Consider the following 16,914-nt stretch of genomic DNA (forward strand, 5'->3'; position numbering starts at 1 on the left):
ATACAACATACCTTAAAAACTTAAAATACCTTAATGGTTAAATCTAAAAAATAAAGAAGAAAATGCTACACATTGATATACACAGTTTTTCGTATAAAAAAGGAGGAATTCCAAAAGATAATTCAGGAAATGGAGGCGGTTTTGCCTTTGACTGCAGAGGAATTTTAAACCCTGGAAGAATTGAAGAATATAAAACTCAGACAGGAAATGACATCGGCGTTCAGGAATATCTTGAAACCCAAACTGAAATGCCTAAGTTTCTGGAACTCATAAAATCTCTTGTATCCATCAATATTGATGATTATCTGGAAAGAGGATTTGAAAACCTTCAGATCAATTTCGGATGCACCGGCGGACAACACAGATCTGTTTATTCTGCTATAAAAATCGCTGAATTCATCAGAGAAAAATATCCTGACGGAACTCTAATTACGATTCATCACGACGAACAACCACAACTGAACATTAGTAATCAGTAATGAGCAATCAGTAATATTCGTATACCGTTATTACATTACTCATTACTTATCATTATTACTCATACTATATGAAGGCTCTTATTTTCGCTGCCGGAAAAGGCACAAGGCTTAAGCCATTTACAGACCATCATCCCAAAGCTCTGGCAAAGGTGAATGGCATTCCCCTTCTGGAAAGAAACATCAATTATCTGAAAAGCTATGGAATAAAGGATTTTGTGATTAATATTCATCATTTCGGGGATCAGATTGTTGATTTTTTAAATAAAAATGATAACTTCGGCTGTAAGATTGAAATCTCCGATGAAACCAATGAGTTATTGGAAACCGGAGGCGGCCTGATTTTTGCCAGAAAATTTCTGGATCATGGTGAAGATTTCTTAATCATGAATGCTGATATTTTAACCGATATCAATATTAATGCATTGGTAGAATATCACAAAAAATAAAAGATTTTGCTACTTTAGCAGTATCGGACCGTGAAAGTTCAAGAAAACTTCTTTTTAATGATGATCTGGTGTTAAGAGGCTGGTTGAATGTACAAACAGGCGAGCAGAGACTTGCTGAGTTCAATAAAGGGTTTAAAGCTCTTGCATTCAGTGGTGTTCACTGTATCAACCCGGTCATCTTTGAAAAAATAAAAAGAAAAGGCAAATTTTCTGTTATGGAAGAATATCTGGATCTGATGCAGACTGAACATATACATGGTTTTCTGCATGACAGCATTCTTATAGATGTTGGAAGACCGGAATCTGTTATAGAAGCCGAAAAACATTTTAAATAATTTGTACAAATGGAAATGGACGGAATTAGGGATGAAAGTCTGGTAAACCCAGAATTAGATAGTAACGAAACAAAGCTACACAATAGTTTCAGACAAAAAACATGGGATGAAACACTTACCAAAGATAGCTGGATGGTTTTTAAAATCATGGCTGAATTTGTAGATGGCTATGAAAAACTGGCTAAAATAGGTCCATGTGTATCTATATTCGGTTCAGCACGTCTGAAACCGGAAAATAAATACTATGAAATGGCAGTGGAAATTGCTGAGAAAATCACCAAACTAGGTTTCGGAATTATTACCGGTGGCGGTCCCGGAGTAATGGAAGCCGGAAATAAAGGAGCTTTCAATGCAAAAGGAAAATCAATAGGACTTAATATTGACCTTCCTTTTGAACAGCATTTCAATCCTTATATCAACAAGTCCTATTCCATGAACTTCGATTACTTTTTCGTGAGAAAAGTAATGTTTGTAAAATATTCTCAGGGATTTGTAGTTATGCCCGGAGGTTTCGGAACACTGGATGAGCTTACTGAAGCTTTAACTTTGATTCAAACCAATAAAATTGGTAAATTCCCAATCGTTTTGGTAGGAAGTGAATTCTGGGGTGGATTATTAGACTGGTTCAAGGCTACCCTATTGAGAGACGGAATGATTGCAGAAGATGATCTTGATCTTTACAGAGTGGTAGACACTGCTGATGAAGCCGTAGCGCACATTAAGGCTTTCTATGATAAATATTCTGTGAACGTAAACTTTTAATTGGCATATTATTTGTGAACTATAACTAGCAAGTATGATTGTAAATCTATTAATTAAGATGAAAAAACTTTTATATATATCAGGAATTTTAACATTTTTTGTGTTAATGAGTTTTATGTATGTAGACTTTTTCTCTTCAATGACCAAAGTGGATTATATTGATGGAAGCAAGACATTGAAGTTTACCACAAAAATGAATACAAGCCATATCTCGGACGCTATTAAGATCAATCCTAATACAGCAGGATTTGAAGCGGAAGTGAAAAAATATGTGAACAATAATTTTGATGTATTTGTCAATGGTGCTCCCAAAACAATTACCTTCACGGGAAGTCAGATCAGCGGAGAAACTGTATGGGTATATTTTGAGACCGGCGGGGTTTCAGATATTAATACCTTGAAGATTAAAAATACGATCCTTTTAAGCTCTTTTCCAAAGCAAATCAATCTGGTGAGTATAGCCTACAAAGGCAGTCAGAAAATGATGAACTTCCAAAGAGGAAAAGAAGTGAATGAGGTTTCTTTTTAAAGAAAATTAGATTTAACCATTATAAATGGGTACCCTGTAAGTTTAACTTTCAGGGTATTTTTTTGTAATAAAAATCACACAACAGGGATTAATCAGTAAAAATACTGATTGAAAATTCAGCACTTATACTCTAACATACGTTTTTTTAACATTTTAAATTTGTCCTGTAATTACAATATTGAAGCCGACATCATAAAAAAAACGGGGCGGTATCTGAAAAGCCACATGAGTAAGAATAATATTTAAAAACAAATCACATGGACAACAATCAATTAAATGCTTCAAGCCAGGAAATCGACGTTATGATCGTAGTGGATACAGATTACGTAAAAGACTACATCAAAGCCAGAAATATTACCCCAAGTACGGATAAAAATAATCCGGTAGGTATAGATCATAAAAGCCAATATATGATCGTTCCAAGCGCTCACATTGCTACAGGCCAGGCAACAGCAGACTTAAATTTCAAAGGAAGAGATGGAGATACTGTATGCTTCAGAGGCTGCTCTGTTTCTCAGAATTCCGATGATGCCATTATTATATACAGAGTTAAAAAATATGACGGAGTGGATGTGTTTTATGGCAACCCTTTCCAATATGAATTTGTAGACAGAACCATTGCAGCCGTACCTGATCCAAAAAGTTCAGACAGAGATGGAATGCCTTCTGTGCCTGGAAACGTTACTTTTCCAAGCTTAGATGCAAGAATAGGTCAAGTAGGAACAGGAAGCTACTATATTTATTTTGCTTTATATACTTTAGATCCAAAAGACAGCAGCAAACAGACTTTATACAGTTATTGCTATTGGGATCCAACGATTACAGTACATTAATAGAAAATTATAGTACAAGTGAATAATAAAAAAGCCAGCTCTTTCGAGCTGGCTTTTACTATATAAAAAACAATACTTATTGTCCTTTAATGTTGAAATTATCTACTTCCCATGTTGAAGCTTTAGCTGTTGTAGAAGTATATTTAAATGCAATTCTTACATTCTTACCCAAGAAAGCACTTAAATCTACATTTCCTGAGCTTACCCAATCTCCGAATGCACCGGTATTGGTATCCAGAATTGCCGGAAGCTGTGTCCAGTTAGTAGTTTCCACATTTCCGGTATAGTTATCAGTAGCATATACCTGTAAAGCATAACCATCATATCTTACATCTGTAGTAAATGTTACCATAGCCTTAGATTTACCAGCTAAGCTTACTGCTTTAGAAATCAACCAGTCTTCGTTATCGAAATTATTACCTGCACCACCTGCATTACCATTCATCATGGCATAATAGTTCGTTCCGTTTCCTTGGTTAGATGTTCCCCAGAATTGGTTTGGTCCTACTTTATTAACAACCGTCCACTCTGTACTATTAAATCCACCTGCAGCAAAATCATCTTTATAAAGAACAGGAAGCGGTGTATAGATACTTCCGTCACATCTAGGATTAGTTAACTGAAGATCCGGAAGTTTGGTAAACCACAATTGGTAAGTACCATTAAATATACTTAAAACAGCATATACATCACCCTTTCCACCTGCTACTTCAATAGTATTTGCTGCTTTTCCTGCAAATACAGCACGTCCGCTGGTTCTTAAAGTAATTGTTTTTCCTGAACAGTCTTCCAACGTTCTGTTTGAAAGCCCTGTACCATCTGCATACGTTTTACCTAAGTCTCCGTTAATGAATTCAAGATCTTTAATTTTAATCCATCTTCCTACATCTGCTGTTGTTAACTGAGAAATTGTTCTTTCAGAAGCAACAACCGCTCTTGCAGGCTCATTGGAATCATATAAGTGTTTGTATATATTTTCTTCTCTGATTCTGTATCCAATAGTAGATACTGATTCATTAGATCCAAGCTGTAATTCTCCAGAAACATTTCTTAAATACAATCCTTTAAGTTTAATATAAAGGTCTTTTCCTACTTTAAATCTTGCATCCTGGAAAAGATCTGTCTTATTGATATTGATCTTAATTCCCCCGGTTGCGTCCTCTACATACAGATATCTGAAAATGTTTCCAGCCTCATCATTAGCAGTAACCTGAGCTTTTACATAGAAATCTCCTGTAATTTCTGCTAACACTAATCCTGTTGGAGGTAATGAAGCCCCAAGTTGCTTGATATCTGCAATCGTTTTAGCGGTAAGGTTTGTATCACTAAATCTACAAGGGTTTTCCTTAATTTCATCCTGACGTGGGAAGTGATGATCTGTAAGTTCACCATTTTTCTTTCCCTCCATATCAAGATCAGTAACTTTATTGATATAGAACTGGTAAGTTGTATTGGATCCTGACTGGAACTTACTGAATATTCCTTTAAAAGTTCCTTGTCCAGCCGGAATATATTGATTGGCAAAAGAAGAATATCCACTGTTTCTTACTACTGCAGTGTTTTTGTAAACTTTGGCTAATTTATCCCAATTCTGACCAATTACTTTATCCACAGTTTCACCGTTAGGTGCGTAGTTTGAACATAAAGCTTTTGCATCAAATTCTACATTATTCAGCTCCACTAAACAACCGATTAGGTCTTCATTAGCTTTAAGATCTGCTATAGAAATAACTCTTGGTGTGATTTCCCCTCTTGTAGTACAAGATCTTGAAATTACACTTGGCGCTAATTTCTCAGGAATTCTGGAAACTCCGTTTGCTGCAGATTCAGCGCCTGTTTTTACCCCAAGCTGAACTACACCTCCATAAGTACCTACCGCAAGACCATTAAGCTTTACATAGATCTTAGATCCCTGAGGGAATCTTGTATAAGAACTTACCATATCCACACTGATGGTAAAACCATGAGTAGGATTCTTCAATGCATCCTGAATATAGATTGTTTTATAGATATTCCCGGTTTCATCCGTAGAAGAAACATATCCTTCGATAAACAAATCATCACTTGCATCATTAGGCTTATCTGCCGGGAATACATAAGCAGCCCCTGAAGGATTATTTTCAGTAAACTTCTTCTTTAACTCACTTAAGGTTACATTAGCCTTAAAATCGGCAACACACGCGTAACCATCGAGATTGGGTTCATCATATTTATCATCATGTACACATCCTACGATAATCCATAGAGAGGCTGCTGCGATACAAATAGATTTAAAAATTGAATTATATTTTTTCATTGTAGTCTTTATTAGAATCTTAAATAAACATTAGTAAAGAAAGTTCTTCCTCTGTCATACCAAAGTTTTGGTCCGAAATAAGGAGTTGCTCTTTGAGATTCAGCAAGTGCATCCGTAAAGTTAGCGGCTCTACCTTGTTCAAATCCTCCAGTTACGTAGTTTCTGTTATTTAAGATATTATTTACAGAAATACTTACCCCAACTCTGTATTTTCCAAATTGGAAAGATTTACCAGCGTTAGCATTCAGCATAAACTGATCATCAAATTTCTTCTGAGCAGTAAGTTTCTGAATAACTTCCGGTGTAGCTCCATCGTAAATAAGACCTCCTGAATCAGGAATTGTATACATTGCAGCTGTTTTGTTAAGCGCAGAGAAATCAAGATACTGATCCATCAGATAGTTAGCAGAAGCTCCTACCCACCAGTATTTAGGTGAATTGTATTTCAATCCTAAAGAGAATGCTTTTTGAGGTGTACCAGCAACTTTATAATCTTTTACATTAGCAGCACCATAGCTTCTGAAACCATTAAGGTCATCTACTGAATAAACCTGTGGCGTGTTTGTAAATTTGTATTCACCAACACTTGCAACCCCAACAGCATTAATGGTAGGTGTAATTTTCACATCGAAACCTAATTCAGCTCCGATATATCTCTTATCAGCTCCACTCATTGCCTCGTTAATCAATGTATTATATGATCCTGAGTCTGTAGAAACAGCGGCATAATATCTTGCTAATTCAGTAGAGTTACTGATTGTAGTGTAGTACCCTGATACTCTTAATTTTAAAATCTGTCCTCTCATGATATAGCTGATATCATTAGAGTTGATCACTTGATTTTTAACACCAGGAGTTAAGAAATCTGAAACTCTAGGGTTGATATAGATTTCATTAAGTGTAGGAGCTAAACTAAAGAAAGCACCGTTATATACGATAAAGTTTTTACCGTTGATCTTATAGGTAATCTTTCCTTTAATACCAGCATCTAAAGCATTGTATATTGCACTTCTTCCTTTAGAATTATTAGTAAACTGCGCTATTCCGCTTCTGTAGTCTCCATTTCTATAAGACTCAGATTGTGATGCGAATATGGAAGCAACTACATTCCATTTGTTGAAATCAATTTCAGTAGAAACATTTAATGAATAATGATTTCTGGTTAACTGGTAAGAATATTGAGTTCTGTCTCCTACTCTTACTTTAGTATTCTCATCATCAAGGTTATATCTTACATCATTGTTAAAAGGATTAAGATTATTAGCATAGTTAGCTCCTAATAAATCATTAATTCTTCTGAAGTTATCTGATTGTAAGTTCTGATAATTAAAGTTAATATTCAACTTCCAGTTATCTTTCAGTTTTGTATCAAAGTGAGAGGAGAAATTGAAAGTTTTATCTTTATTCACATCATCAATCAATGTATAAGATGCTCCTCTTTCAGAACCATCCATATTGGTTTTATTGATGCGGTTGGTATTATATAGATAATTCCAGTCGATCTGAGACTGTTGTCTGAATTCATCAGCTGTAAGAAGACCGTAGCTTGGTAATTTTCTGTAATATGTAGGGTTTGGATCAGCAGCATGGAACCAGTCTAATCTACTTCTCGCATCGCTACCAAACTGATAGGAAACAGTATTGATCCAGTTAGAGTTTTTACCTATTTTTAAGTAATCTGTTAACATGAATACCGGCTCATACACCTTTCTGATTCTGGAGTTTCTTTTTTCTCCATCTTGCCATCCCCAGTATGAGTTATAGTTTTTACCCATAAGATCATAAACCTCCTGAGTATTTGGAGCATTGGAAGATCTGTAAGTTGGAGATCCGAAAGCCGTTAAATTAAGAGAGTGTCTATCACTGAATTTCTTCTCGATAGAAGCAAAATATGCATAAGCATCCTGATAAACACCATCAATAATTGCTCTGTCTCCCCATCTTCTACTTGCTGAGAATGTGAATGCCCATCCATCTTTAGAAAGGCCTGAAGAATAAGTAGCAATTGCTCTGTGTAAATAACTTCTGTTTGTAAATGAATAAGCTAATGAAGTTTGCTTTCTATAGCTTGATGCTCTTGTATTGTAATAAACAGCACCACCTAAATTACCAAAAGTATATTCTGAAGGAGTAATATTATCCACATTTTCATAAGGATATCTTGTTACATCATTAAGACCTCCCCAGTTGTTAAAGTCTACTTTACCATCATCATTTTTAGACATGGATACTCCATTAAAAAGTACATCCTCAAATCTGTTGTCTACCCCTCTTGGTCTGAACCAGTAAGCACCCAGTTCAAAAGCGGAAACATTCTGGAAAGCATCTCTTCCTGAGCTTAAAAGTCCTACAGTAGGCTGCATTGATGAGCCTCCATCTTCAGTATCATTTGCTGAGTCGTCAATAACTATTACTCCTGCATCTGATCCTAAGTTGTAATTAAGTGTAATAACACCTAAATCTTTTTTCTTCTCATCAGCAGTTACGTCAAACTCTAAGATTTTAGACTCAAAATTTGGTTTTGTCACTGTAATAAGATAGTGGCCAGGTTTTAAATCCACAAACTGGAAGTATCCAATTTTATCCACAGATGTATCATCAGTGGACTGTGCTAGATCTACTTCTGCTTTCTCCAAAGGCTTACCATCCTGATCTTTAACATACGCAAACACAGTAGTTTGTGCAAAGTAAAAAGAGGCAGGCATTAAAGTAAACAAAGAGATTAGGGATAGTTTTTTAATCATAATAAACTTATTTTTAACTCCTTCTTTATTTAAGGGGCAACAAATTTAGGACTATTTTCATTAACTCAAACATTTTTAGCTCTTTATTCTATTAATTTTTCTTAACCTCTATTCATTATCCTAAAAAAACAGAGCTATTTTCATCAATCACAAAAAAGAGCAACAGATGTTAAGAAAAGTGTTCAACAATCATTACAGAATATTTTTAATCCCAAACAAACAGCTTATTTTTTAGCATTGTATAAATAATAAATACTCCTTAACAATATCAAAATAATGAATGATTATGCATTTCTTTCAGACTTTCTATCTCAATCTTAACCTTTTATTAAATTAAACTCAGATTATTTTAATCTTTATTCTTATATAAAATTAGTAATTTTACCCCCTCAATTTTTTGAATATACTAAGAATATGAAAAAATATTTAATCATCGCCGCCCTATTTTGCTTTGGTTCTGCTTTCTCACAACAGAGGCAGGTAAAGAGAGCAGCTGTCGCTTTCCTGAATGTTGAAAACCTTTGGGACACTATTCCTTCTGCAGATTATATTGATGGAACATTGCCACGTTCTAACCCTAAATTCCACAGAAGTGTACCTGTAGATTCTCTTAAATATCTTGAAACAACAGAAGATTATAAAGGGGAATGGAGTGATGATCTATTAATTGGAAAAAAAGTAATCAGAAAACAGTTCTTATCTGAAGATTTTACAGTGAACAGCCCTAAAAGATGGGGTACAAAATACTATAATCAAAAGTTAGCTAATGAAGCTAAGGTTATTTCCGAACTTGGAAGACAATATACCAACGATAACCCTGCAATCTGTGGATTAATTGAGGTAGAAAACAGACAGGTAATTGAAGACCTTATCAAACAGCCTGCTTTAGCAAGAAGCAACTACGGAATTGTACATTTCAATTCTTATGATGCCAGAGGGATTGATGTGGCCATCATCTATCAGAAAGGAAGATTCTCTGTTTTGGATTCATATAAAAAAGAAATTAAAATTTATGATGAAAACGGAAAAAGAGAATACACCAGAGATATTGTAATCGCTATTGGCCTATTAGATGGAGAAAAAGTAGGAATCTTCATGAACCACTGGCCATCCAGAAGAGGTGGAGAAGCTATTTCCCTTGCAAAAAGAAATACAGCTGCTACTGTATTAAAAGAGGAAATGGACAAGGTAACTGCTGAAAACCCTGGTATCAAATTATTCTCAATGGGTGACTATAATGACGATCCGGTAAGCCCAAGTTTGAAAAAACATTTGGCAGCTGTGGGTGATCCAAGTGAATTATCTGATAAAACTCCTTATTATAACTTAATGTATAAATTATATAAGGCAGGTGTAGCCTCTCTTGCTTATAGAGATGCACCGAACCTGTTTGATCAGATCATTGTTTCAAGAAACCTTTATTCTCCTGAAAAAATAACTCCTACTTATACCATTTTTAAAGCTGAGATCTATGCTCCGGCTTATCTGGTAAACAAAGAAGGGCAATGGAAAGGATATCCTTTACGTTCTTGGGATGGAGACCGATTCACTGGTGGATACAGTGATCACTTCCCTGCGGTTTCCGTAGTTCAGAAAGAATATATTAAAAAATAATACAGAAAGGCACTCTTATTGGAGTGCTTTTTTAATAAATACCTGAATTATGAAAAATTTTGTTCTAATACTTTTTATTGCTCTTATACCTTTCAGTTGTCTTCCACAGCAAAACAACACAAAAAGGATAAAGAAAAGAATGAAATGAAACCGTCTAAAAATGATGACGGGGAATGGGATCTTACCGTTATTGACACTCAATTTGATTATTTCCTTAATGCCGTGGCCAAGCCAATGAGCCAGTACTCAGAATCTTATCTGAAAACAAAAAACACATTCCTTGTGAATGAATGGAACAGCTATTACAGCACCGGAAAATACAGGAATATCATAGAATCCGGAATAGATTATGACCCAAGAGAAAACTACGGGATAAAATTTGAATATAAACTTTATCAGGTATTTGCGTATGTAAAATGGAAATACGGATTAAGGATGAACGGATTATCCGGAAGCGACGCCTTCTAAAACGGAAGATAATTTTGACACATAAATCAATTAAAAAAGGTTCAGAAAATTCTGAACCTTTTATTTTTATAATAGATGAAAATTATTTGTTGAATAATTCTTCTACCTTATCCCAGTTTACTACAGAAAAGAATGCAGAAACATAGTCAGGTCTTCTGTTTTGGTAGTTTAAATAATAAGCGTGCTCCCAAACGTCTAATCCTAAAACCGGAGTTCCTTTAACGTCTGCAACAGGCATTAATGGGTTATCCTGGTTTGGAGTTGAAGAAACAGATACAGATCCGTCAGCATTTTTTACTAACCAAGCCCATCCTGAACCGAATCTTGTTTTAGCAGCATCAGAAAAATCATTTTTGAATTTCTCAAGACCACCATAGTTTTCGATAGCAGCTTTTACGTTTCCTACTGGCTCATTGCTTCCGCCAGGAGTTAAAATTTCCCAGAATAGAGAGTGGTTGAAGTGTCCTCCTCCATTGTTTCTTACAGCTGGCTTATCAGTTCCTGTCTGGCAGATCTCTTCAATAGTTTTTCCTGCTAAATCAGTTCCTTCAATTGCTTTATTTAAATTGTCAATATACGCTTGGTGGTGCTTCGTATAGTGGATTTCCATAGTTCTTGCATCGATCGTAGGCTCTAATGCATCGTATGCATATCCTAATTTTGGTAATTCAAATGACATAATCTTTATTTTTAATGTTATACTTCAAAATTAGCCAATATTTAAGGTATTATCAAAGATTGGGGATTACTTTAATAAATCTTTAACATTGATATATTGATTTAGAATGAATTAAATTTTAAAAAACTTTTCAATGTATATAATATCAAACTAAAAAGCACGAATCCTGAGACCCGTGCTTTCTATTTAACAATATTAAATTTATTTATTCATAGACATCAGGAATTCTTCATTATTAAGAGTTCCTTTAATGTTCTTATCTACAAATTCCATCGCTTCTACAGGATTCATTTCAGAAAGGTATTTTCTTAAAATCCACATTCTCTGCGAAGTTTTTTCATCTAAAAGAAGGTCATCTCTACGTGTACTGGATGATACCAGATCAATCGCAGGATAAATTCTTCTATTTGCAATTTTTCTGTCTAACTGAAGTTCCATGTTACCTGTACCTTTGAATTCTTCAAAGATCACTTCGTCCATTTTAGAACCTGTATCAATTAATGCCGTTGCAATAATCGTTAAAGATCCTCCACCTTCAATTTTTCTTGCTGCACCAAAGAATCTTTTCGGTTTATGAAGTGCATTAGCGTCTACCCCACCGGAAAGAACCTTACCGGATGCTGGAGTTACCGTGTTGTATGCTCTTGCCAATCTCGTGATAGAGTCTAACAGGATTACAACATCATGCCCACACTCTACCATTCTCTGAGCTTTTGCTAAAACAAGGTTAGCCACTTTTACGTGTTTCTCAGCAGCTTCATCAAATGTAGAAGCAATTACTTCTGCATTCACACTTCTTTCCATATCTGTAACCTCTTCCGGACGTTCATCGATAAGAAGAACCATCATATATACTTCCGGGTGGTTAGCTGCAATAGAGTTGGCAATATCTTTAAGCAACATTGTTTTACCAGTTTTAGGCTGTGCAACAATCATTGCTCTCTGTCCTTTCCCAATTGGTGCAAATAAGTCAACAATTCTGGTAGAAACTGTAGATCCGCTTCCTGCAAGGTTAAATTTCTCTTCAGGGAAAAGTGGAGTCAGATATTCAAAAGCAACACGATCTTTGATGAATGCAAGATCACGTCCGTTAACTTCCGTTGGTCTTAATAATGAAAAATATTTTTCACCTTCTTTCGGTAATCTTACAATTCCTTTAACTGTATCTCCGGTTTTCAGACCAAAATTTCTGATCTGTGCCGTAGAAACGTATACATCATCAGGAGAAGAGATATAGCTAAAGTCTGAAGAACGTAAAAATCCGTAGTTATCAGGTAAAATCTCCAACACCCCTTCAATGCTTACCATTCCGTCGAAATTAAATTCCTTCTTGTGGTCTTGCTGCTCCTCTGCCTTTTCAGAATGTCTGTTTTGATTCTGATTTTGGTGTTGGTTCTGATGTTGGTTTTGATTTTTATGTTGGTTTCCACTGTTCTGTGGATGGTTGTGTCCCTTTTGAGGTCTGTTAGCCTGTTGTTGAGGATTGTGAGGCTTTTCTTCTGCCTGTGTAGGCTCTTGAGATTCTGTGTTTTTAGGGGCTTCAGGTTTTTCCTGAGGAGTTTCTGTATTTCCAGTATTAGGAGAAACTCTTTTTCTTTTCTTTTTAGCAGAATTAGCGGCAGATACTTCTTCGTTTACTGTTGCTACTACTGTTTCAGTTTTAGGCTCTTCTGCTTTTACTTCTTCAGCAACCGGCGTTATTTCTTCTACTTTTTCCTCTACTTGTGGTTCTGTTGGAGCTTTAGCAGTTGCCTTAGGCTTTGCCGGGGCTTTCTTTGGAGCAGCTTTTTTTACAGGAGCCTTTGCAGTTTTTTCTGCTGGAGCTTCTTCAGTATTGGCGCTGGTTTCCGTGGCGTTGAAATAATCTTTTGCTACTTTAGGATTGGAAGCCTGAAAGTCAAGAATTGCAAAGATTTTGTCATTTTCATTGCTGTTTCTTGCAACTTTAACGCCCAAATCCTTTAAGATTTTAGTCAGTTCCGTTACGGATTTTGACCTTAACGTTTCTATGTTAAACATATTTAATGTAAAAATGTAATTAATTGTGAGTAAGAAAAGTAAGTCCGGTGACTTTTGTTTTCAAGTACATTGTATAATGCAAATCTACACTTATTTTTGAATTGTGCAAAATTTATATTATTTTTGCCAAGAATTTAATATTCAATGCTACAGAGAATACAAACTATATGGACTTTATTGGCAGTTTTAGCTGCTGTTTTCCTTTTTATAACGGGACAGGATGTTGTGATTTCAGACAGTATTCCTGTACTTAATATAGGATGTATTATCCTTGTTATTATTGGATCATTAAGTATCTTCAGTTTTAAAAACAGAAAGAGACAAATTTTGCTGAATACCATCAGCATCATTATAAACGCTTTGTTGATTGGTGTATTGGCGTACTGGCTGCTAAGCTTATCCGGAGGAATTCAGTTTCCTGAGAAGGGTATTGAGCCGATTTTCCCATTAATTGCGGTAATATGTCTGCTTATAGCAAATGTATACATCCGTAAAGATGAGAGGCTCGTGAAATCTGTAGACAGACTTCGGTAACCTTACAACGATTTTTTGAGTGAGAACAGTTCCTTTTCAGGAGCTGTTTTTTATTTGTATATATCTGTATTCTGCTATTCTACCCGATAATCTGCTCCGATCAATTAATTTATGTAACTTCCCTGCAACATTTTGATCTGAAAGACGACAGATTCTATAACTTTTAATTAAAGACTATGAAAAAGCTAACATATCTTACTTTATCGCTATTCTCAGTATGCACTTTTGCGCAGGAAATATCAAAAGAAAGAGTAAAAACTATTATTTCTACCCTGGCTTCTGATGAAATGAAAGGTCGCGAAATTGGAACTTCTGAAAATGAGAATGCTGCCAATTATATTGCCACTCTTTTCAAAGAAAACAATCTTAAATACTGTACAGGAAGCTCATACCTGATTCCTTTTGAATACAATGGTAAAACAGCTTATAATGTTTGCGGCATAAAGAAAGGTAAATCTGATAAAACACTTGGCTTTTCAGGACATTTTGATCATATCGGAACCAATAAAAAAAGCGGTGACAATATTTATAATGGTGCTGATGATGATGCCAGCGGAATTACCACACTGGTAGGTATCGCAGATTATTTCAAAGATAAGGAACCTGAATTTTCTATGGCTTTCATGGCCTTTAATGGAGAAGAAAAAGGAATGCTTGGATCCAAAGCAATCTCTGAGGATAAAAACCTTGACAAAATATACAAAAACATGACGGCTCTTTTCAATTTTGAAATGGTTGCCACAGAATCCCAATGGGGGGAAAATGCATTATATATGACGGGAGACGGCTTCTCAGATCTTGATGAGCTCTTCAACGCTCAAGCAGTAAACGGGTTAAAAATCAATGCTGATCCTTATGCAAAACAGCAGCTTTTTTACCGTTCAGATAATGTCAGTTTTGTAAAAAAGAAAATTATTGCTCATTCATTTTCAACGGTTGACATGACTAAAGCTAAGCACTATCATCAAGTAAATGATGATATCAGCATTGTTGATGTAGATAATATGACCCAAATCATCAATAATTTTGGAAAGACATTGGAGAAACTCAATCCTAAAAACTTTGAACCAAAATATAACGACCAGGTAAATTTTAATTAATATTATACTTCATAAAACCGTCATATTGGCGGTTTTATTTTGGCTTTAGCTGAAAAACTGATTATTTTTCACGCTCTATATTCCAGAGTCTTTTCCACTCTTTTTCACTTTATTTCAATATGTTGTAACAAAAAACTTCATTTTGAAACTTATCCATTAAAGTAAAACGGGATTAAGAACGTCTTATCTTTTAATTTTACGTAATTTTGCTATCCAAATTTTTCATTGAATGAATGAGTATAAAAAATACTGAGGTTCGCGAGGCCACATCAAAAATATATCTACGGAAGTTTATTTTTCAATATTCTGTATTCCTTATTTCAAATTGCTTCACTGGGGACAATTCTTCCCGTTTTAGGAATGCTTTTTGGAACCATCAAAGCAGAAAAAAATATAGCTCCGGTGTATTCAGGAGAATTTCTTGATTTTTTCACCTATGCAAAAGATTATGCCAACTACTATATCCAGTCATTAGTTGCTCAATATGGGTCTTTAAAAGTTCTGGCTTGGCTTTGTATCATTACAGCGTTTATGTTCTTATTAAGAAATATTTTCAGATATCTGGGAGCATTTCTTTTGATTAACTATCGTGTAGGTGTTACCAAAGACCTTCGAGGTGCTATGTACAGAAAAATACTTTCTTTACCGGTTTCATTCTTTACGGAAAGCAGAAAAGGAGATATGATGTCCCGTATGTCTAATGATGTAGGAGAAGTTGAAGGAAACATCCTGGGGAGTTTGGTTGAATTAATCAATGCTCCGTTTATGCTAATCAGTACTCTGATCTCTTTATTTATCGTAAGTCCTGAAATGACTCTTTTCTCTTTATTGGTATTGCCTGTAATGGGAACAATGATTGCATTAATTGGGAAAAGCCTTAAAAAAGACTCTCATGAGGCCCAGCATGAAATGGGAACTATCTTTTCTATTGTAGATGAGACTTTAAAATCATCAAAAGTTATTAAAATCTTTAATGCAGAAAAGATTATGGACAATCGTTTTATGAAGTCCATGAACAAATGGATCTCCAGCTCAATCAGCTTGGGAAGAAAGAAAGAGTTGGCATCACCAATGAGCGAATTCTTAGGGTCTATTACTTTTCTAATTATTGCATGGTATGGAGGGAAACAGATTATTGTTGAACAGAGTCTTTCCCCTGCCGGTTTCCTTGTGTTCTTGGGAATGTTCTTCCAGATCTTACCACCTGCAAAGAGTTTATCAACTTCTATTTCAAACGTACAGAAAGGAGAAGCTTCTCTGAAAAGAGTATTGGAAATTCTGGATGCAGATGTAAAAATTGAAGAAATTGCAGAGCCTGTTTCCATCTCAACACTTAATAAGAATATTGAATTCAAGAATATTGGATTCTACTATGATAAAGCCAATCTGATTCTTAAGAACTTTGATTTAACGATTCCTAAAGGAAAAACCGTTGCACTGGTAGGACAGAGTGGAAGTGGAAAAACTACTATTGCCAACCTTTTGGCAAGATTCTATGATGTTTCTGAAGGACAGATCCTGATTGATGGTGTAGACCTTAAACATTTAAAATTACAGGAATATCGCCAACTCCTTGGGATGGTAACCCAGGAATCTGTATTATTCAATGATTCGGTTTATAATAACATTTTAATGGGTAAACCTAATGCAACCAGAGAGGAAGTTATTGCAGCTGCTAAAATTGCGAATGCGGATTCTTTCATTACAGGTTTATCTGACGGATATGACACCAATATCGGAGATGATGGAAATAAACTTTCCGGTGGACAGAAACAAAGGGTATCCATTGCAAGAGCTGTATTGAAAAACCCACCAATTATGATTCTTGATGAAGCTACTTCAGCTTTAGATACAGAATCTGAAAGATTTGTACAGGATGCTCTGGAAAAAATGATGGAAAACAGAACTTCCCTTGTGATTGCCCACCGTCTTTCAACGATCCAAAAAGCAGACTGGATTGTAGTAATGGAAAAAGGAACCATTGTAGAACAGGGAACCCACCATGATCTTATTGCTAAGAAAGGGATGTACAACAAGCTTGTTGAACTTCAAAACTTTGACTAATTATTTTTAAAT

The 16,914-nt window shown here is 35.2% G+C and carries 13 protein-coding genes and 1 pseudogene; 10 read left to right on the top strand and 4 right to left on the bottom strand.

The genetic code is table 11. The annotated features are described in order from the left end of the window. Positions 1-62: 62 nt before the first annotated feature. From BOQ64_RS09435 to BOQ64_RS09455, 5 genes and pseudogenes are all read left to right on the top strand, one after another. Positions 63-479, top strand: coding sequence for an RNase adapter RapZ (locus BOQ64_RS09435; protein ID WP_129057859.1), 417 nt, complete (start codon positions 63-65; stop codon positions 477-479). A 68-nt stretch (positions 480-547) separates the two neighbouring features. Next, positions 548-1,260, top strand: a pseudogene (locus BOQ64_RS09440) (NDP-sugar synthase). Between the two features lie 9 nt (positions 1,261-1,269). Then, on the top strand, positions 1,270-2,022 hold the full coding sequence (locus BOQ64_RS09445; protein ID WP_129057860.1) for a TIGR00730 family Rossman fold protein: 753 nt from the start codon (positions 1,270-1,272) through the stop codon (positions 2,020-2,022). A 58-nt stretch (positions 2,023-2,080) separates the two neighbouring features. Then, complete coding sequence (locus BOQ64_RS09450) at positions 2,081-2,551, top strand: DUF6702 family protein (protein WP_228407579.1); 471 nt, start codon at positions 2,081-2,083, stop codon at positions 2,549-2,551. Between the two features lie 257 nt (positions 2,552-2,808). Beyond that, positions 2,809-3,384 carry an inclusion body family protein gene (locus BOQ64_RS09455; protein WP_129057861.1) on the top strand — a complete coding sequence of 192 codons (576 nt, stop codon included), beginning with the start codon at positions 2,809-2,811 and terminating at the stop codon, positions 3,382-3,384. Between the two features lie 76 nt (positions 3,385-3,460). Here the strand turns inward: BOQ64_RS09455 and BOQ64_RS09460 are convergent, their stop codons facing one another. Beyond that, the gene (locus BOQ64_RS09460) at positions 3,461-5,680 is read right to left on the bottom strand and encodes a DUF5689 domain-containing protein (RefSeq protein WP_129057862.1); all 2,220 of its coding nucleotides are present in this window, start codon (positions 5,678-5,680) and stop codon (positions 3,461-3,463) included. An 11-nt stretch (positions 5,681-5,691) separates the two neighbouring features. Beyond that, positions 5,692-8,424, bottom strand: coding sequence for a carboxypeptidase regulatory-like domain-containing protein (locus BOQ64_RS09465; protein WP_129057863.1), 2,733 nt, complete (start codon positions 8,422-8,424; stop codon positions 5,692-5,694). Positions 8,425-8,838: 414 nt separating this feature from the next. Here BOQ64_RS09465 and BOQ64_RS09470 point away from each other — a divergent pair, with 414 nt between their 5' ends. Beyond that, positions 8,839-10,038, top strand: coding sequence for an endonuclease (locus BOQ64_RS09470; RefSeq protein ID WP_129057864.1), 1,200 nt, complete (start codon positions 8,839-8,841; stop codon positions 10,036-10,038). A 144-nt stretch (positions 10,039-10,182) separates the two neighbouring features. Continuing rightward, positions 10,183-10,506, top strand: a complete 324-nt coding sequence (locus BOQ64_RS09475) for a DUF6146 family protein (RefSeq protein WP_262708746.1) — start codon at positions 10,183-10,185, stop codon at positions 10,504-10,506. 82 nt (positions 10,507-10,588) lie between these two features. On the opposite strand, the gene BOQ64_RS09480 is transcribed toward BOQ64_RS09475, so the two are convergent. Continuing rightward, on the bottom strand, positions 10,589-11,185 hold the full coding sequence (locus tag BOQ64_RS09480; RefSeq protein WP_129057865.1) for a superoxide dismutase: 597 nt from the start codon (positions 11,183-11,185) through the stop codon (positions 10,589-10,591). Between the two features lie 201 nt (positions 11,186-11,386). Further along, a complete protein-coding gene (gene rho, locus BOQ64_RS09485; RefSeq protein ID WP_129057866.1) occupies positions 11,387-13,204 on the bottom strand; it encodes a transcription termination factor Rho in 1,818 nt (605 codons plus the stop codon). Positions 13,205-13,348: 144 nt separating this feature from the next. Here rho and BOQ64_RS09490 point away from each other — a divergent pair, with 144 nt between their 5' ends. The 3 genes from BOQ64_RS09490 to BOQ64_RS09500 all read left to right on the top strand — a co-directional run bounded on the left by BOQ64_RS09490 (position 13,349) and on the right by BOQ64_RS09500 (position 16,902). After that, positions 13,349-13,738, top strand: coding sequence for a DUF4293 family protein (locus BOQ64_RS09490; RefSeq protein WP_123869529.1), 390 nt, complete (start codon positions 13,349-13,351; stop codon positions 13,736-13,738). A 176-nt stretch (positions 13,739-13,914) separates the two neighbouring features. After that, the gene (locus BOQ64_RS09495) at positions 13,915-14,838 is read left to right on the top strand and encodes a M28 family metallopeptidase (RefSeq protein ID WP_129057867.1); all 924 of its coding nucleotides are present in this window, start codon (positions 13,915-13,917) and stop codon (positions 14,836-14,838) included. Positions 14,839-15,198: 360 nt separating this feature from the next. Beyond that, positions 15,199-16,902, top strand: coding sequence for an ABC transporter ATP-binding protein (locus tag BOQ64_RS09500; RefSeq protein ID WP_228448290.1), 1,704 nt, complete (start codon positions 15,199-15,201; stop codon positions 16,900-16,902). The last annotated feature ends 12 nt before the right edge of the window (positions 16,903-16,914 follow it).

It is taken from the genome of Chryseobacterium sp. CH25 (assembly GCF_004119455.1).
Taxonomy (GTDB): Bacteria; Bacteroidota; Bacteroidia; order Flavobacteriales; family Weeksellaceae; genus Chryseobacterium.